Source organism: Rhodococcus sp. NBC_00297, from assembly GCF_036173065.1.
Taxonomy (GTDB): Bacteria; Actinomycetota; Actinomycetes; order Mycobacteriales; family Mycobacteriaceae; genus Rhodococcoides.
In genome coordinates this window covers 1,506,822-1,524,410 of sequence record NZ_CP108041.1, presented here as the reverse complement: position 1 = coordinate 1,524,410, position 17,589 = coordinate 1,506,822, and the positions used below count along the sequence as shown (strand labels likewise).

Sequence of the window (17,589 nt, the reverse complement as noted above, 5' to 3'; positions counted from 1 at the left end):
GCGGGTGGCGGAGCAGGCGTGGGTGGTGCGGAGGTGAGTGGTGCAGCAGATCAGCTGTGCCGCAACAGCGCCGAGGTGGTGACGTGGTCGGGCAGCAGGAATCCGACGCCCAGGCCGGCGGCGAACGCGGCGTCCTGGAAGCCGTGGGCGCGGCGCAGTCCGAGGCGGGCGCGGGCGGCGAGCGATTCGATGACCGCGGCGGCGTTCGCGACGTCGGCGGGATCGGCGACGGTGATGGTCACCAGCGCCGAGTAGCGCAGTTGTCCTGCCCCGGCGACCATCTCCTTGCGGGTCTGGGAGGTGATCTCGAGGCGCTTCTCCGCTTCGGCGGAGCTGATCTTCGCTCCGCGGGAGTTGATGGCGTGCAGGGCGTCTCGGTGCTGCTTCTCGACCTTCTTGGCCGCGTCACCGGCGGAGAACGGCCGGTAGATCAGGGTGAGGCGCTTGCGGAGCAGGTCGTCGTGGGGTTGGAGCAGCGGCTTGAGGACGGTGTCGGTGAACACCGATTCCGGCGGCGCGGCCATCTCGTAGACGACGGAGACGACTCCGTCGTGCCGGTACTGTCCCCACACCGAGGAGGCTCGGCCGGGACCGGCGTCCTCCCACGCCACCCCGTGATCGAGGCCGGCGATGTCGAGTTCTTCGAAGTCGTTCTCCGTCGACGGGTTGTACGAGCGGTGCACCGCGGCGGTGATCTCCGCCGCGGTCATCGGTTGGGCGTCGATGCCCGCACCGGCGAGGTTGCCGTAGAGGTCCGGCAGGCGCCGCGCCAGCTCGACCGCCATCTCCTCCGGATCGTTCTGCCGTTCCTTGGTGGTGGCGCGGAAGGTGATCGACAACCGGGCCAGCGTGCGGTGACGGCCCGACGGCATCCGCACCGACGATTGCCGCACGAACGCCGTGGACAGCTCCGGCGCGTACGGGACGACTTCACGCTCGACCAGACGAGACAGGCGCAGCCCGGTCGCGGGAATGTTCTCCACGACCACCTCGGCGCCGACGATGTCGCCCGGCAGTCCGAGGTCGGCGAGGTAGACACCCCATTCGGCGGTGTAAAGGTCCTTCTCCCCGCGGGCGACCGCCTCGTCGCCGCCGGGGAGACAGTCGATGACGACGGTGTAGCGCTGTTTCTTGGGGTGGTGGATCATCCCGAACTCGTTGCCGTGCCGGTCGATTCCGACGTAGAGCTTGGTGTGCGCGAGCCACCCGGGCAGGCGGTAGCGGCCACCGGGGATCGAAGAGTGCGGTCCGGCGTGGTACTCGGCGGAGCGGCTGACGCGGCTGCGGAAGAACTGCATTCTCAGGTGGCCTTTCTCGTAGAGGGAGCGCCCGCCCGGCGCGATCGCCAGCGGCGCGAGGAGCACTGCGCCGAACGCCATGAGGGCGAGGCCGGCGGGGACGTTGCCCCAGATCAGGACGGCGAACGCGAGGGCGAAGAAGCCGCCTGCGTAGGCGATGACCTTGTTGGAGAGCCCGAACGCGAAGGTGCTTTTGGGGCGTGTTCCGGCGGAGTAGATCGCCGGTTCCTCGTGGACGGCCGCAGTGGAGGAGAACGTGGGTGTGGTCATCGCTGAACCCGTCCGTGGTCGTTGCCGACTGCGCCGTCGGCGGCGGCGCCGAGGCTCCCGGCGATCTGTGCGGCACCTCGGACGCCGGACCCGGCAGTGCGCATCGCACCCGCGGCTCCGGACATGACACCGTCCGTTGCCTGGCGGCCGCCGGAGGCCGCTCTCGACAGCGCGCCCGTGGGTCCGGATCGTCTCGACGAGCCGGCCGAGGCCGATCTGCCGGTGTAGCGGCCCTGCATTCCGGGGACGGGTTTCGCGCCGGTGCCCGCAGCGCCCATCCCGCCGCCACCGCCGCCGGACGCCGCCGGTGAGATGGCCCGTGCCATACCGCCCAGTGCGCGGGCACCGGTCGCGGCGGCCCCACCCGCCAGCGCGCCGCCGGCGGCGGCGAGGCCCGCGGCCTGCGATCCCCCGGCGGCGATGGTCTCCGCGGCCGGGGCGATGATCCGCACCAGCGTGGGTAGGGCGAATCCGACGATCGCCAGCAGCACCGACCCGATGATGACCGAGGACACCGGATCACCGGACGTCGCGGACTGCGCCCAGAACGCGAACAGGTACAGCAGGGTCGCGACGGGCTTGAACAGCAACGCACCGATGGTGAAGGCGATCATCGACTTGTAGGACGAGCGGCCGGTGGCCGTTGCCGAGGATGCCGCGGCGAGCGGGATGACCGCGACGACGACGCAGAGCACCGCCTCGCGGATGAGCAGGGCGATGAGCTGGGCGACGGAGCCGAGGAAGGCGAATCCGGCGCACGCGAGGGCGAACACCGGGCCGAGGCCGGTCTTGTCGTCGAACGCGGTGATGGCGGTGATCTTCTCGTTCAGGTCCGCCCCGACGAACTCCTTCAGGGCGAACGCCGATGCGGCATCCCCGCCCTGGTGGAGCATGAGCACCAGCATCGGAAGCAGCGAGACGGTGAAGACGCTGCGTACCAACATGTTCGCGGTCTCCGTCGCGCCTTCCATCACGGCTTGTTTGCGGGCGATGGCGAGTTTGGTCATGGCGATAACGATGGAGGCGAACAGTGCCGCGATGGTGAAGCCGGAGACGATGTTGCGTAGTCCCGACATCGCCGTTTCGGCTCCGAGTCCCGGTATGCCGGTGGTCATCCAGAACGTCATCACGGTGCGGAAGGCTTGGGCGTTGCCTTCCATGACGGCTTTGGCGAAGTCGCCGACGGAGTCGCCCCAGAACGCGGAGGCGGCGGACGAGGCTGCGGTGGCCACGGCTGCGCCGGGGTTGTCCTCAAACGCGTTGATCAGGCACAAGGATTCCGGTACGAGGTTTCCGGTTGCACCGTTGATCAGGTCGCCGATCCACGGTGCGTCGGTCTCGGCGAGGCATTCGCGCCGATCCTGTTGGAAGGCGTTGCCGTCGTCGGCGATGCCGGTCACCGGGGCCACCGGGAGTGGGGTCGGTTCCTGGGCGGTTGCGGTGCCGGCGCCGAGACCGAGCAGGGCGAGGAGAACGACGACTGCCGCGGTGAGCCGCGCCAGCCGCGTCACGAGAGTGTCCAGGGGGTGAATCCGGCGATGCTCGTGACGTCGGGTGTCGCGGAGACCGATCGACCGTCGAGTCGAGCGCGCCACTCGCCGCTGTCGTGGAACAGTGCGGCTCGCATCACGGTCCAGGCGGGGGTGGTGCGCCGTTGACCGTTGTCGTCGATGGGGATGTTGATCGCATACTCGACGGAGGCGAAGTCGTCGGTGCAACTGACGATCCGGAACGCCTCGGGGGCGGGGAACGAGGAACCGCTGAGTCCTTCACCGTCCCAGGACTGGCCGGCCGACTTCTGCGCCAGCTCGTCGGTGGCGACGGTCAACTTCTCGTAGGCGTCCTTCGCTACCGGGCCGGGGCCGTAGACGCGGCCGATCCAGTTCCACCCGGCGAGCGCCGCACCCTGGGGGGTGCGGGCGTACCCGGTGAGGACGTTGCCGTCGACGCGGGTGGGGCCGTCGCTGGTGGAGACCAGCGTGGGCAGTCCGACGGTCTGCTGGATCTGCACGCCGGTAGGAGAGGAGACAGGTCCGGCGGTGGCGCATCCGCTGCGTTCGCCTGCCGGTTCCTGCGTGAGCGGTGCTCCGACAGGGTTGTTCGGGACGGTGACCTTGCGGCCGAGGATGTCCACGACGGGGGTGCCGAACCCTGTGCGGCCGTTGTCGATCGAGCCGGGGACGGACGGGGCCGGTGCCGGCGCAGACGTCGTCGACGGGTTGGCGGTGTCGGTGGCCGCGTCGTCGTCCCCGAGGTTCGGGACGACGAAGATCAGGCCACCGATGACGGCCAGGACGACGAGGACGGCGGCCGCGATCAGCAACCGGCGGACGAGGGTACTCATGAGGCAGCTTTCAGTTCGGTATAGCCGGCGAGGTCGTCGAGCTCGGCGGCGTCGATGTTCTCCTCGGGAGTGGGGAGCACGATCCGCCAGTCGTCGCCGACCCACTGCAGGGCGACGGGGTAGCTGTAGAGCTGCGAGTCCTCGCCGATTGTTTGTGCCACCGACACTGCGGCGGTCGACGCGTCGGGCTCGTAGGCGGTGACGTCGAAGCCGACGAACCGCGGCGCGGACCCTTGCGGCACGGCCCCGGCGACGGTGACGGCGGCGCGGGCGACCGCGAACGCGTCGCGTCCCGGGCCCGGCGCGGTGACGGTGTTGACCACCTCGGGCCAGGTGCGGTCGTCGGCCACGGCGAGCGCGGTCTGCCCGTTGATCGCGGCCAGAACCGCTCCCTGCGGGGTCTTGTCGTATCCGTGGCGAGTGACTCCGGTTCCCGCCGACGGTCCGGCACTGGGCGAGCTGGGCACGTCGACGCCCCCGACGGTGCGCCACTCGAGGTCGGCCGGTGCGGAGGCGGTGTCGATCTGTTCCTCGGCAGGCGCGGCGGTGTCGCTCGACTCCGACCCGCAGGCTGCGGCGATCAGGACGACGGCGACGGCGGAGGTCAGGCGGGCGGTACGGGACAGTGTCACGGGCGGTGCACCTTTCGGGGATCGACGCAGTGCCGGGGATTCACGCCAAGACCGCTCTGGCTATGCCGGCGGCGGAACCGATGACGGCGGCGCAAAGGAGGATGCGGGCAAGGGTGCCGTCTTCGACGACCTGCGTGCCGGTGGACTTGCGCTGGTTGACGAAGACCGCTCCGCACACGAACAGCGCTGCGATGCAGACAACGACGGCAAACCCCATCAGCCATGAGAGAGCGCTCATCAGCGGATCCCACACCTCGGCGGGGAACGTCACCGGGCCGGTCGGCGGCTGCGCGAGGACCACAATGATCGATACTGCAGGTATCACGGTGCGGTACTGCCGTCCGTGGAGGTGGCGACGGCGGTCGTCTGGGCGCTGTCGATCATCCAGTCAGTTCCGCCGCTGAGGGCGACAGCGCAGATCGCTAAGCCGCAGATGCCGCTGAGCAGAGTGCCCAGGGCGCGAGAACTACCGGACGCCAACAGAATTATTCCGAAGGCGATGGCGATACCGGACGCTATCAGGGTTCCGCGGGCGATCGTATCGAGAAGCCCAAGCGCCGAGTTGAGAACATCGGTTGTGGCATCTTCGAGTTCGGCTAAGCCCATGCGAACGATCGCGACGGCGCTCACAGGACGAGGCCGTTGATCAGGCCGGAGGCGGAACCGAGAACGACCGCCCCGACAAGGATGTACCCGAGCGCGCCCGTGGCGTCGCCACCTCTACCGGTCAATTTGTCGTAGCCGAGCTTGACGCTGCAGATGGAGGCTGCGGCGATGGAACCGAAGATGCAGCCCATCATCAGCCAGCCCATGAGCATGTTGATCTTGTCGCCGAATTCCCCACTGGGCATGATGGGTTCGACGTCGCCGATGTTCTGAGCGAGGAACACGGTGACGTCGGTGCGAAGCGTGGAGAGCATGGTGGGTCCTTTCGGAAACGGGGTAGATCGAACCGACCTAGGGTCAGTGCTGAGCAGCGAGGCGGGCGGAGTCGAAGGCGGTGTGACCGGCGGCGACGAGGCCGGGGTGCGGGGCGGCCGCGGAGGTCACCGACCGCATCCGGCCAGGAGGCGGTGGGTCCGGTTCGGCCGGTGACCACACCGCGAGGTCGGAGTAGGTGTGCACGCGCAGGTCCGGCACCCACGGCAGATGCCACACCGCGGGTGCGGCGGACGCCACCACGTCGGCGCTGCGCCGCAGCGTCTTCGGCAACTTCCCCGGTGCGTCCGGGACCAGAGCCAGACCGAGGACGGTGCACCCACCGGTGAGACCGGCGGCCGACTGGAGCAGCAGGTCGTGGGCGGCGGCGAGCCCGGTGCGGTGGGTGCGGGCGACGACGATGACCGACCGGTACCGGTCGTGGGCCGGCCACCCACCGTGCGCATCGGCGGCGGGTGCCCAGACGCGCGCGAGAGTGGACACTCCCGCGCCGCCGTGCGCGCCGAGCAGCCACATCACCGGCGGTCGCCCGACACCGGCGACCGGTTCTGTGTGGACCGGTGCCTGGCGATCGGCCGGTGGGATCCGCAGACCGGCGGGGACGACGGGGGCCGATCCCGAGGTGTCGTCGCTGTAGAGCTCGTGATTGTCGATCGGCTGTGCGGCCATGTCGACGTCTCCTTCTGCGGGTGAGTCGGTCACCTGGCGGCGGTCGGGGTGGACCCGGCCGTCGTCGGCGGTGCCGGCGTGGTGGTGGTGCCGCTGGTGGTCGCGGACCGGCTGCTGGTCGGTGCAGCGCCGACGGCGGTCCGCGCACTCGCGGTGAGGATCTGGCCTGCGCTGCGGACGGTGTCGGGGGTGGCGAGGAGCTGGGCGCTGCGGCCGAGGACGGCCCCGACCTTGTCAGCGAGGGTGCTGTCGCCGGTGAGATCCGCGGCGAGCGCGACGATCCACCGCACCGTCAACTGCACCGGAGTCTCGCCGCGGGTGCCGACCGGGACGCTGTCGTAGGAGCCGTGTTTGACGGCGGTGTTCCAGTACGAGGTATCGGTGACGAGCTGCGCGAGACCGGCGTTGTCGTCGATGGTGCGGGTGACTTCCTCGAACGCGACGTTCACGGCGGAGTCGATCGTTGCCGGGGGCACCAGCTCGACCGCGGCGGTGCCGACCCTCGCGGCGAGGATGCCCAGTGCGGCAGGGGGGTTGGTCAGGCCGACGGCGGCGAGCTGGCCGATGGTCTCCGGGGTGATGACGTCCTTGGCGACGGTGATGGCAGCGCCGATCGCCATGCCCGCGATCTTGGTGACCGCGCTGACCGCCTCGTCGATGGCTTCGTCGTCGCCGACGGCCGTCGGGTCGGAGTACTTGTCCATCTTCCCGAGCACTGTGTCGGGGGCGCTGGTGACCTCGAACTGACCGCGGGCACTGTCGAAGTCGAGGTTGTCGTTGACCACCGAGGCGCCGGTGAGCAGTGCGGAGCGTCCGACGGCGGTGGAGACATCGGTGAGGATCCGCACCGGGTCGCGGGTGTCCATCGAGGACTGTCCGGCGATGTTGGCGACCATCTTCGCCGCGGGGGTGTTCGCGGGTGTGTCGCACGCGAGATCGCCTGCGGTGCAGTACGAGGCGACGCGGTCGGCGACTGCGCCGAAGTCGGCCTCGGCGGGGTCGGGGGCGATGCCGCCCCCGGCGGGTGGTGTCGAGGCGACGGCCGGTGCGAGCTGCACGGACTGCACCGCCGCGCCGTCGGTACCGGGGGCGGGTGCGGGACTGGCGTCACCTCCGCCGAGGACCGGTTCGCCCTGTCCGCGCGTGGGGTCGGAGAACAGTGCACCGCCGGCGAACCGGTCGGCGTCGATGGGTCCGGTCCCGGCTCCGATCTTGCGGATGACCTCGGAGGCGATCTGACCACCCTGGGAGTACCCGGAGACGAACACCCTGGTGCCGGGACACTTCTCGGCGATGTCGCCGATCATGGTGGTGGCGTTGTCGATGCCGGTCTGCACAGATGTCGCGTAGGTGTCGGAGGAGGGGTCACCGGGCTTGCCGCCGAACGACGCCGGGTACGGGACGTAGCTGCGGTCCAGCGCGGGTTGTGCGCCGGAGTTGGCGTCGCGCATGGCCGGGACGGTGAGCCGGGAGAAGAACCCGGAATCGGCGTCGGGTGAGCTGTTCTCGTCGATCTCGGTGGTACCGGGGACGACGACCAGGTGCAGCGGTGCGCACCCGTCGGCGGCGGGTGCTGTCGTGGTCGGCGCGGCGTGCGCGGTCGCGGCGGCGAGCAGGGTCGCGGCGACAGCGGTGCCCGCGACGGCGACGCGAGCCGTTCTGCGGTGCAGGGCGGGGGTCATGGGTGGTGCCTCTCGTCGAGCTGGGATCAGCGGCGGGTGATGGCGGTGATGGAGGTGGTGCCGCCGGACTCGGCGATGGTGAAGCGTTGAGAGGAGGTGCGCGGGTCGATGCCGGGTCCGCGTTCGAGAACGGTCACGTCGTAGACGCCGGATGAGACGGGGTCGGCGAGCACGCAGAACTCGACCGCCGGTTCGAGGGCGTCGATGCCCATGCGCAGGCGCTCCGCCGACGCCATGACGGCTTCCGGTGCACCGACGGCGCGGGCCGCAACCGGGTCACGGTCGTAGTAGAACGCCTTCTCGAAGCGCCAGATCGCGCTCAGTCCGGGATCGGTGGTGTCCTCGGTGACCGGCTCACCGGCACCTTGACCGGCGCACCAGGTGAAGTCCGCAGCGGCAACACCGCCCGCTGCTGGTTCCGCCGCGACGGTAGGAGCGGCCTGCGTGGTCGGAAGAAGTGGTGCCGGATCCGCGGTCAGGGTGTCCTCGGTGGCTCCGGTGAGGAACACCGCGGTGGCTCCTACCGCACCCACCAGGACCAGGAGGGACGCGGTGACCACCACGCCGGACCGGCGACGACGCCACCACGAGGGCCTGACAGCGGGGCCGGCGGCTCCGCTGCGCATAGTCTCGGTCGCCGCGTCGAACGACGGTGTCGGAGCGTCCGCGAGCCAACCGTCGTCGTCTAACTGGGGGTCTCGGTCGGCGAGGACGGTGAGGCGTCGGTTCGGGGGCGTGTCGGTGGACGCGGCGGGCCTGTCGGTCGGGACGGGCGACCGCCCGCCCGTGGCGGGCTGTGCTGCGGCGAACCAGTCGTCGGCTGCTGTGTCGTCGGGATGAACCACAGCGGGACCTCCTCGGTTGGATCGGGCGAGCGTCGGGTGCGGACGAGCGGTGCCTGCCGCACCCGACATCGGTCAGGCTCCGATGTTCAGAGCGGACAGTGCGCCGGACAGGGCTGCTGCGCCCTGATCGAGCGCGGGGGCGTTGTCGGCGATCACGGTCTCGACGTCGGCGCCGACGGGCATGTCTGTGACTGCCTGACGGGCCTGCTCGACATAAGCCGGGGCCGTGTCGATCACCTGCAGGACGTCCTGCGGGGGCGGCCACACCGGAGCGGCGGGGGCGGGAGCCTGTGCCTCGGCTGCAGGTGCGAGGACAGGGGCGGGCTCCTCGATAGTCTGCTGCTCACCACCGGTCACCGTGGCGCCGAGGAGGCCGCCGAGTGCGGCGCCGGTGACGGTCAGACCCAGGACGATCGGCGCGGACAATGCCGCGCCCGCAACCCCACCGGCCAGCGCGGCTGCACCGGGGAGGAACACCCACCCGACGGGTCCACCCCACACGATCGCCCCGCTACCGGTGCTCGCAGCGACACCGAGCGCGCCGCCGAGTCCTGCCCCGGTAGCCGTGATGACGGTCGCCGGGACGAGCGAGGTCAAAAGCCCTGCGGTACCGCCGGCGACGATGCCGGTGGCGACCCCCGCGGAGATGCGGTCGGCACGGGATGCGTCGGCGAATCCGGCGTCGACGAGGAAGTTCCCGCCGTCTGCCTGCAAGGCCTGACTGGTGTTGTTGAACTGCTCCACCAGATTCGGGTCGACTACCGTCGCGTCATACGGCACGATTTCACCGCCGACGCCGATGTACCCGTTCGGAATGTCGACGGGCGCAATGGCTGTGCGACGCAATGTCGGTGCGGGCGGTGACGATGGACGAGGAGATGGCGTCACCGCCGCCGACTCGAGTGCCTGCTTGACGTAAGACGGCTGTTGATTGCCGGATCGATAGTCGTCGTAGCTACGCCAGTCGGTCTGCTGCACGCGAGGTGACGCCTGGAAGCCCGGTAGAAAATCTCGTTCCGCGGTGGGCTCGGGCGGCTGAGCTGGGGGAGTGGTGTCCGTTGTTCCAGACTGGGCCGTGTCGGGCGCGGTGACGAAGTCTTGTGGCGCACCTTTCGCTATTCCCTGACCGACCGTGAGTGCGATCAAGAGAGGCATCGCAGTGCACGCTCCTGCTCGGTATCGATGAACGTTGTGTCTAACGGCCTTGTGCATTGCAGAGTTCCTTGCCTAGTTGGTTGTGGCACAACCACATCGAGGTTCGAGAGTGCCCGCCCGGGTCAGAGGGTCGAACTCGGGATGACACTGTGACGTGCCGTTGCGCTCAACGTTCGGTTATTCCGATCGCGGCCCTCATCTCGCCGCGAAGTCCGGCTCGCACAGGGTGAGCGGTCTCGGTGCGACCCACCGCGCGACGACGAGTCCGTCGTCCGACCACGATTCGTGCTCGCGGTCGAGGTGTTCGACCAACGAGCAGCGGAAGCGGTCGCCCGTGACTACGTCGACGACAGTCTCCGCACACCCAGGCCCGGTTGCCGTATCGCTCTCTGATGCCATGTCGCTTACCCCCGTCGTTGCAGCACGGTAAAGATAGCAAGAAAAACGCAAATAAAGCTATAAAAACAACTACGTTCGATAAATTCGGAAGATGTTGTGAGATCTCCAGGCAGCCGCGTTGGTCTTGGCTTTTCTTGCCGGTCCAGGTTCGGACCCCCTACTGTTCCGAGCGTGGACGGTTATGGACGTTTGGCCGAGTACGCGTGGAAGCGCCGTACGCAGCTCGGTCTGTCGCGTCCGCAAGTCCGCGAGCGGGGCGGCCCATCAGTGCCGACTCTCAAGGACATCGAGGAGGGAAGTGGGCGGACCGTGTCGGCCGGAACGCTCGGCAAGCTGGACACCGGTCTCGAGTGGCAGCCAGGGAGCGCCGCCGATGTCCTTCGAGGTGGCGAACCGCGGAGCAAGTCGTCGACCGACGTGGACGCCGTTCTGGGCCCCGACACGGTTGTCGTGTCCGTGCGAGTGGTCCTCGACCTGTTGTCCATCTCCCGAGAACTGGACGCGATGGCGCGCGACCGCCAAGACCTCGCCGGACTGAGTGCTCTGTCGCGACGTATGGGAGTTGCCCTGCGTCCGATCTACGGCGAGTACGTCACGCGCCTGTTCGAGGAGAATAGGCGACGGAACGGTTCGCTGTCGCCGATCTACGCAATGTTCGGGCAACTACTCGACGAGCCGAGTGAGTCCACCGACGAGGTGGAGCGGGAGGAGCGTCTTTACCGACGCTGGCTCGCCGGTCGTGACGTCGATGTGCCGGCGGAGACGGTGGCCCGGTTCGAAGCGCGACTACACAAGGGGCAGAAGTGACGGGAACTGCAGCGCAGGAGGCAGTGCCAGTCAATCTGCGACTGGACCTGCTATTCAAGGTCTGGCGCACCCAGGATGGCTCGGAGCGAAGCCCCGAGTCTGTGGCATCGGACGTCACTACGGTTCTGGGCAGGCGCGTCACCGCACGCGACATCGCCGCCCTACGCGAGGGGACGCGTACTGCCACACGAGACATGCTCGAGGCGATCTCGACCGTGTTCCCGTCGAGCAGCAGCTACCTACTCGATGACTCGGCAGCGCCGAACATCCACAGCCAACTCAGTTTGATCGAAGAGGTGCTCCATGGGGGGATCACCGGCATGAGGCTCCGAACAGGTGACGAACGTCTTCGCATCGAGCACCTCACAGATCTCTTGGCCGACTTGCGCCGCGCGCGCGAGGCCGGCCCCTAACAGCGTTTGATTCGCACATTCCTGGGGGGGAAATGACATTTTCAGCACATGATGTGATCGTGGCTGCTCGCGCCATCGAACTCTTGGTTCCGCGCCCGTGGAACAGAACAGCCTTCCTCGAAGCTCTCTCGCATCACAGAGGTCGGCCGATCGCGCTGGTTCCCATTGACGCGGTGACGCTGCAGGGCTTGCCGTGCGGACTGTGGCTGCAGTTCCGCGATCATGACGAAATCGGCTTTCACGCGGACTCATCGAGTTACCACGTCGACCAGACGATCATGCACGAAGTCGGACACATGATGCTGGGTCACGGGGGATCGACAGCTGCAGACACCACGCTCCGCGATCTCTGCCCCGACATCGACTTCGATGCGCTCGAATCGGTCATGAAAAGGTCGAACTTCGATGATGATCAGGAAGGCGAAGCCGAGACCTTCGCTGATCTGCTCATGTCGGCGGCAGTGTCGCGCTACCGGCGTTCCTCCGCGATGCACGACTTTTTGGGTCTGACGTGACGTCTTCGGTGCCAGTGCTGGTGTCATACCCACTGCTGCTGTGGAGCGTTGGCATCCTCCTCGCCAGGCTTGTGCTTGCGAGCCGGACTGCCACCTCTCGTCTCGTCAATATTGCTTTGGCCCTAGGTATTTCGTCTGGTCTCGCTCGCGAACGGGCGATTCAATCGGCGGTGGCGTCAGCGACCGGCACCGTGATCAACGTGCCGCTGATGCAGCAAGTCGGTACCGTGGCGCTACTTCTGGCGCTTGCACCGCTGATCGCTATCGCCCTCCGCTGGCGACGACCTGAGGGACACGCCTCGACGACCACAGTGATGATGCTTGCACTTGCCAGCGGAGCGTTGATGATCGTCGTCGGTTCCTCGGCGCGGGGCTCTGGCGAGTACATCGATGTCCAACCGGGTTGGCGAACGGCGGTGTACTTCGCGCTGTTCTCTGCGTGGGCAGCGTCCATGCCGTATCTCTACCTGCGTGTTTCTGTGGGGGAGCTGCGCCGCGGTCAGCTGCCAACACAAGTGTCGATGGTGTTCTGGCTGTTCGCGATCGTGGCCGTGTGGGGTTTGGAGGAGGCCGTCTCGATCTTGCTGATGGGAGTGTTCGCCGCAATCGGAATTGCTCGGGCCTTCGTGGCCTTGCGGGTGACGCTGAACGAGGTCAGCTTCATCTACTTGCTGGCAGTGGCAACGCTGTGCGCGGCGTTACCTCTCTGGCGAGCCGTCACCGAGTCGCTGGGCGTCGACAGCTGGACCCGGTCGATCCGCTCTCTGACGCCCATGTGGTCCGACCTCGTTCAGACCTGTCCGGAGGTTGTCCTCCGTCACCCGTCTCCGCAGTCGTCGCCCGTGCACCGAGCTCATCGCATGTGCGTGGAGATCAGGGATTCGCTGAGTCTGCTGGGCCGATACGTTGGAGACCTCCCTGCGGAGGGGCCGGTCGACAGCCGGTCGGCCGCAGAGGTCTACTACCTCGCAGCGCACAGACGACGCGCCGACAAGCCGGCAGGAGCGTTCACCAAAGTGCCGATCGAGCCGTCGGTCGACTTGAAGCAAGAAGTTCGAGTGCTGGCCGCCATCGGCCGTCACTGGCCGACCGAGCCGAGACTTGTCGCAACAACGCAGGGGGAGCAGAAATGAACGACAACACCGTGAGACCTGTACGAGCGTCCGACCGCGTGCTGCCGCATCCACCACGGCGACTACCAGTAGTCGGCGACATCCTTGACCTCCACGTCACCGAGTCCAGCCAATGGGCGATGCGGGACGCACAGAAGTACGGATCGATCTACGAACGCAACGTGTTCGGGACCCGCGTGACGTACGTGTCGGGACCCGTCGAGGTCGCGGCGGTGAACGACGAGACGACATGGGCCAAGTTCCTCGGTGTTCCCATGGGCAACCTCCGACAAGTAGCCGGCGACGGGCTGTTCACCGCGTACAACTCGGAACCGTCCTGGGCTACCGCCCACGCGATTCTGGCACCAGCGTTCACCCAGTCGTCGATGCGCCGATATCACGGCACGATGGTGGGCAAGACGGAGCAACTGCTGTCCTCGTGGACCGCCCGAGGTCCGAAAGCGTGGATCGACGTACCGGCGGATATGAACAAACTCGCTCTCGGAGTGATCGGCGAGGTGGCCTTCGGCTACGACTTCGGATCGTTCGACGACGCAGCACCGCACGAGTTGGTGGTGCGGATCTCCCGTGCACTGAAGTACATCAACCGGGCCGCGTACTCCCACCCCGCTGTCGAGGCGACGATATACAGGCATGAACGTAACCAGCACCGAGACGATATCGAAATAGCTCAACGGCTCGTGGACGACATCGTCGCGACGCGGCGCGAGCGAGACGCCCCGGGGAGCGGTGATCTTCTCGACCTGATGCTGGGCACCGCGGACCCGGCAACGGGGGAGCGGCTGTCCGATCAGAACATTCGCAACCAGATCCTCACGTTCCTGGTGGCGGGCCAGGAGACGTCAGCCGGGGTGATGGCGTTCGCTCTGCACTTCTTGTCGACCCACCCGGACGTGGTCGAGCGAATCCGCGCGGAGCTCACGGCGGTGTGCCCCGATGGTGATCTCCATTTCGATCACGTGGGCAAGCTGCGGTACCTACGGCGCGTGGTCGACGAAACGTTGCGGCTGTGGCCGGTGGCGCCCGGTTACTACCGGAAAGCTAGGCGAGACACAATGGTCGGGGAGCACCCCTTCGAGAAGGGGGAGTGGGTGTTCGTGGTGCTGCTGCAACTGCATCGTGATGCGGCGTGGGGTGCCGACCCAGAGAAGTTCGACCCGGATCGGTTCGAGCGCAGTCGCGTTCCGGGGAACCTGGCTGATCTGTACAAGCCGTTCGGAACGGGCCTGCGCGCCTGCATCGGTAGGCAGTTCGCGTACCACGAGGTGCTCGTCGCTCTCGCCCTCATAGTTGGTCGAGTCGACTTGATCGCGGCATCTGGTTACTCGTTGAAGGTCGACGAGACGGTCACTTTGAAGCCCCGAAATCTGACCGTGCAGACCCTTGAACGATACGATTGGGTTCCCTGACCTAGAAGGCGAAGCCTTGTCGGCAAGCAGGCTCAGCCCTTCGACTTCGTAAGCGATAGGTCGCCAGTTCAATCCTGACAGGAGGCTCCGACTTTAGGTGCCGTGACCTGGGGTTTCGCGACTTCGTCCCTTCGTGGAGATAGGCGGCACGCCCCGATGTCACGAGTTGGAGATGCGAAGGTTCTCCGTGGACGAGATGCGGCAGATGCCGGCCTTCGCGCGGAGCAATCAGTAGGTCGCAGGACCGTGGAACCTGATGAAAGCGATAAGCGATGCGCACTTTTCGCCAGCGCGGGGCACCCGGTCAGCGTGTTTGGGATTTGATCGACGAAGATGGTCGCCGCAGTGGGTCCAGTGTTGAGGTACCGCGGGTCGTCTTTCGACACCGACTAGTTGATTGGCTGCCCGGTCTTTACGGTTGCCGCCACTTCTAAGGCGACATAGCTCAGACAGGTCGGTCAAACGGCCGGCGTTTGGACCCCGGTCTACCGATGTTTCCACAACTACACCAGGGCTATTCTTCCTCGGCGTTCGAAGCGGGTGCGGACGTGGCGCCACTCGCACGCGTCGACTTGTTCGCCACGACCGACCGACCGACAACGAACGATGCGGCTACCGCGACCAGAGACACGAAGGCCCCAACGAGGAATGCCGTGTGGATTCCGGACTCCGCCGATACGATCTCGGTCCTACCACCTGCGATCGCCGAATCCGTCGTTCGCGTCATGACCGTAATGAACAGTGCGGTACCTGCCGCGCCTGCTAATTGCTGCACCGTGTTGAAGATGGCGCTGCCGTGGGAATAGAGGTTTCGCGGGAGAGCGCCAAGTGACGATGTCATCAACGGAGTCATAACTAGGGCAAGGCCGGCCGAAAGCATCATGTGTGTCGCGACGACCATCGTGGCCGAAGTTTCAGTGTCCAGCAGAGTCATGAGCCACAGCGACGCGCTGATGATGACCGCGCCAGGTATTACCAGCGGGCGCGGTCCTATCCGGTCGTAAACATGACCGACCAGCGGTGCCATGATACCCATCAAAAGACCGCCCGGCAGCAATGTCAGACCGGTAGAGAGTGTATCCAGGCCGAGTACGTTCTGCAGGTACATTGGCAGGAGAATGAGTGCACCGAAGAGTGCCATCATGCTGACCGCGGTCATGCCCAGACCGACACTGAAGGTCTGTGTGGCGAAGGGGCGCAGGTCGAGTAGTGCACGACCGCTACGTTGGCGCGACAGTTGGCGCAATACGAAAAGCAACAAGGCTACGATGCCGACCGTTAGTGAAATCCAGATCGGGACGGGCGGAGCTTCCGCCGAATGACCGAGACTGCTGAGCCCGTAAACGATGCCACCGAACGCCAAGGCGGACATCACGACCGAGATAGCGTCGAATGGTGTCGTGCCGACGGTGGTGAAATTCTTGATCAGAGCGGTGCCGATCGCAAACGCAACTATTGCAATGGGCAAGACCAGCCAGAACATCCACCGCCAATCGAGTGAGTCTAAAATTATTCCCGAAATGGTGGGTCCGACTGCGGGCGCGACTGCAATGACGATCGAGATTATCCCCATCATGCGACCACGCTCGTGCGCTGGTATGAGTCGAAGGACCGTTGTCATCAGCAGTGGCAGCATAATCGCAGTCCCGCTCGCCTGGATTACCCGGCCGACCAGCAGCAGTTCGAATCCCGGTGCAGTTGCAGCCAGCAGGGTGCCGGTCGTGAACAGCAACATGGCTGAGACGAAAACCTGCCGCAGCGTGAAGCGCTGGAACAAGTATCCGGTCGTGGGAATTACGACTGCCATTGTGAGAAGAAATCCAGTGGTGAGCCACTGGGCTGTGCTGGCGGTCACCTCGAGGTCGACCATCAGCTTAGGGAGGGCGACGCTCATGATCGTCTCGTTGAAGACCATCACGAAAGTCGCGATGACCAAGACGCCGATGAGGAGCTTGTTGCCCGGTGTGTGATCCGCGTCGGGTACAGGTTCCGAGTGGGTTTCTACTTCATGTATGTGCATGTGGGGAGCTTTCGTGGCTTGACCATGAGTGATAGTTCTTTCTACTTGGCATTGCGTTCCTATATAACAGTGACTGTCAATGTGAAACGTACTACCATCAGCAATTTTTTGGGGGGTGCCGCGAACGGGCCGCATGCAGCGACGGTCGACGGCAGCCGTGACCCTCATCTGAGGGAGCGACACGGCACGAGACCGGGTTCTAGGTGTCACGTGCTGCACTTCAACTGTTTGAGCGCCGGAAGGTGCCTCGACAACTGTCGATGACATCTTTCGTCACGCGGCAGTATCTCCAACCACTTTCTTTCGGTTCTTTATTGAACGAGGATTCCCCTCTTGCAGTGAAAGTGATTTCGCATCTGACGTCGCTCAGTGATTGGAGTCCATCCGTCCAGATGCTCTCAACCTCGCCGGACTGAAATGGGTTTACGGGAGTTTGATCGCTCGGTTGGTGGAGTCGTCGGTAGATTTGAGCAACAGGGTCTTGTGCACGAGACGCCTGATTGGAGTTGACGTGCACCTGTGCTCCGGTGCGTACGCCGCAGAATCCGCTGCTCAGTTTAAAACCACCTCTTCGAGCGCCGAGAAATTGTAGGGGCGCTAAGTCCCGAACTCATGCTCGCTTACTGGTCAAAACCGCGTGGACAGCCAGCCGTGTCGCCCCTGATGATTGCGCCGAGCGCCTAGCCTGTGGTCGAGAAGCGGGTCCGCGGCTGCGGTTCAGTCGTTCCTCCGTTCGATGGTGACCGTTGTGAGGTGATCTGCGCGCGTATCCCTTGGTTCGGCCGGTCATATCCGGTTTGTAGTTGGATGCGGACTTGGTTCTCACTGCGTCTTGCACACGGGAGGCCGAGCCCGGCCCTCGCCATGGGTGGGCGGGTCGCGGTGCTCGGCAGATGTGACGGCGCTCTTGCTGAACCTGACAATACATGCCATCGTGTGAGTTGACGATGTGTCTAGTGTCATGTAAGTATGACATCAGTCACACAAGAGGGTGGCGGTGGCAGACGCGGTCCAGCGACTATCAAGATCCGGTCTGGGCGAGCATCGTCTGTCGAAATT

17 protein-coding genes are annotated in these 17,589 nt (G+C 66.0%); 5 read left to right on the top strand and 12 right to left on the bottom strand.

Annotated elements, in window-relative coordinates; all coding sequences use genetic code 11:
• Window positions 1-50 precede the first annotated feature (50 nt).
• The 11 genes from OG947_RS07325 to OG947_RS07275 all read right to left on the bottom strand — a co-directional run bounded on the left by OG947_RS07325 (window position 51) and on the right by OG947_RS07275 (window position 9,459).
• Window positions 51-1,568: an SCO6880 family protein gene (locus tag OG947_RS07325; protein WP_328813507.1), complete on the bottom strand. Its 1,518-nt coding sequence runs from the start codon at window positions 1,566-1,568 to the stop codon at window positions 51-53.
• The gene (locus tag OG947_RS07320; protein ID WP_328813506.1) at window positions 1,565-3,079 is read right to left on the bottom strand and encodes a hypothetical protein; all 1,515 of its coding nucleotides are present in this window, start codon (window positions 3,077-3,079) and stop codon (window positions 1,565-1,567) included. Before OG947_RS07320 ends, OG947_RS07325 begins: the two co-directional genes overlap by 4 nt.
• On the bottom strand, window positions 3,076-3,912 hold the full coding sequence (locus tag OG947_RS07315) for a hypothetical protein (RefSeq protein ID WP_328813505.1): 837 nt from the start codon (window positions 3,910-3,912) through the stop codon (window positions 3,076-3,078). The genes OG947_RS07320 and OG947_RS07315 overlap by 4 nt, the downstream gene beginning before the upstream one ends.
• Window positions 3,909-4,544, bottom strand: a complete 636-nt coding sequence (locus OG947_RS07310) for a hypothetical protein (protein ID WP_328813504.1) — start codon at window positions 4,542-4,544, stop codon at window positions 3,909-3,911. The genes OG947_RS07315 and OG947_RS07310 overlap by 4 nt, the downstream gene beginning before the upstream one ends.
• 40 nt (window positions 4,545-4,584) lie before the next feature.
• Window positions 4,585-4,869: a hypothetical protein gene (locus OG947_RS07305; RefSeq protein WP_328813503.1), complete on the bottom strand. Its 285-nt coding sequence runs from the start codon at window positions 4,867-4,869 to the stop codon at window positions 4,585-4,587.
• Window positions 4,866-5,174 (bottom strand): hypothetical protein, encoded by a 309-nt coding sequence (locus OG947_RS07300; RefSeq protein ID WP_328813502.1) that lies wholly within the window; start codon window positions 5,172-5,174, stop codon window positions 4,866-4,868. The genes OG947_RS07305 and OG947_RS07300 overlap by 4 nt, the downstream gene beginning before the upstream one ends.
• Window positions 5,171-5,464, bottom strand: coding sequence for a hypothetical protein (locus OG947_RS07295; protein ID WP_328813501.1), 294 nt, complete (start codon window positions 5,462-5,464; stop codon window positions 5,171-5,173). Before OG947_RS07295 ends, OG947_RS07300 begins: the two co-directional genes overlap by 4 nt.
• A 43-nt stretch (window positions 5,465-5,507) precedes the next feature.
• The gene (locus OG947_RS07290; protein ID WP_328813500.1) at window positions 5,508-6,152 is read right to left on the bottom strand and encodes a DUF6668 family protein; all 645 of its coding nucleotides are present in this window, start codon (window positions 6,150-6,152) and stop codon (window positions 5,508-5,510) included.
• A 29-nt stretch (window positions 6,153-6,181) separates the two neighbouring features.
• Complete coding sequence (locus OG947_RS07285) at window positions 6,182-7,834, bottom strand: cutinase family protein (RefSeq protein ID WP_328813499.1); 1,653 nt, start codon at window positions 7,832-7,834, stop codon at window positions 6,182-6,184.
• Window positions 7,835-7,860: 26 nt separating this feature from the next.
• Complete coding sequence (locus tag OG947_RS07280; protein ID WP_328813498.1) at window positions 7,861-8,679, bottom strand: hypothetical protein; 819 nt, start codon at window positions 8,677-8,679, stop codon at window positions 7,861-7,863.
• 72 nt (window positions 8,680-8,751) lie between these two features.
• A complete protein-coding gene (locus OG947_RS07275; RefSeq protein ID WP_328813497.1) occupies window positions 8,752-9,459 on the bottom strand; it encodes a hypothetical protein in 708 nt (235 codons plus the stop codon).
• A gap of 945 nt (window positions 9,460-10,404) precedes the next feature.
• Here OG947_RS07275 and OG947_RS07270 point away from each other — a divergent pair.
• From OG947_RS07270 to OG947_RS07250, 5 genes are read left to right on the top strand one after another with little or no spacing between them, the layout of a single operon-like run.
• Window positions 10,405-11,040: an XRE family transcriptional regulator gene (locus tag OG947_RS07270; RefSeq protein ID WP_328813496.1), complete on the top strand. Its 636-nt coding sequence runs from the start codon at window positions 10,405-10,407 to the stop codon at window positions 11,038-11,040.
• Between the two features lie 23 nt (window positions 11,041-11,063).
• A complete protein-coding gene (locus tag OG947_RS07265) occupies window positions 11,064-11,453 on the top strand; it encodes a hypothetical protein (RefSeq protein WP_328813495.1) in 390 nt (129 codons plus the stop codon).
• Between the two features lie 59 nt (window positions 11,454-11,512).
• The gene (locus OG947_RS07260) at window positions 11,513-11,968 is read left to right on the top strand and encodes a hypothetical protein (RefSeq protein ID WP_328813494.1); all 456 of its coding nucleotides are present in this window, start codon (window positions 11,513-11,515) and stop codon (window positions 11,966-11,968) included.
• An 8-nt stretch (window positions 11,969-11,976) separates the two neighbouring features.
• On the top strand, window positions 11,977-13,101 hold the full coding sequence (locus OG947_RS07255) for a DUF6545 domain-containing protein (protein WP_328813493.1): 1,125 nt from the start codon (window positions 11,977-11,979) through the stop codon (window positions 13,099-13,101).
• An 11-nt stretch (window positions 13,102-13,112) separates the two neighbouring features.
• A complete protein-coding gene (locus OG947_RS07250) occupies window positions 13,113-14,510 on the top strand; it encodes a cytochrome P450 (RefSeq protein WP_328813492.1) in 1,398 nt (465 codons plus the stop codon).
• Between the two features lie 514 nt (window positions 14,511-15,024).
• On the opposite strand, the gene OG947_RS07245 is transcribed toward OG947_RS07250, so the two are convergent.
• Complete coding sequence (locus OG947_RS07245) at window positions 15,025-16,530, bottom strand: MDR family MFS transporter (protein WP_328813491.1); 1,506 nt, start codon at window positions 16,528-16,530, stop codon at window positions 15,025-15,027.
• Between the last annotated feature and the right edge of the window lie 1,059 nt (window positions 16,531-17,589).

What these genes read in the sequence shown, in the direction of transcription:
- OG947_RS07325 (WP_328813507.1), bottom strand. Translation starts at nt 1,568, where the DNA reads ATGACCACACCCACGTTCTCCTCCACTGCGGCCGTCCACGAGGAACCG.
- OG947_RS07315 (WP_328813505.1), bottom strand. Translation starts at nt 3,912, where the DNA reads ATGAGTACCCTCGTCCGCCGGTTGCTGATCGCGGCCGCCGTCCTCGTC.
- OG947_RS07295 (WP_328813501.1), bottom strand. Translation starts at nt 5,464, where the DNA reads ATGCTCTCCACGCTTCGCACCGACGTCACCGTGTTCCTCGCTCAGAAC.
- OG947_RS07290 (WP_328813500.1), bottom strand. Translation starts at nt 6,152, where the DNA reads ATGGCCGCACAGCCGATCGACAATCACGAGCTCTACAGCGACGACACC.
- OG947_RS07285 (WP_328813499.1), bottom strand. Translation starts at nt 7,834, where the DNA reads ATGACCCCCGCCCTGCACCGCAGAACGGCTCGCGTCGCCGTCGCGGGC.
- OG947_RS07245 (WP_328813491.1), bottom strand. Translation starts at nt 16,530, where the DNA reads ATGCACATACATGAAGTAGAAACCCACTCGGAACCTGTACCCGACGCG.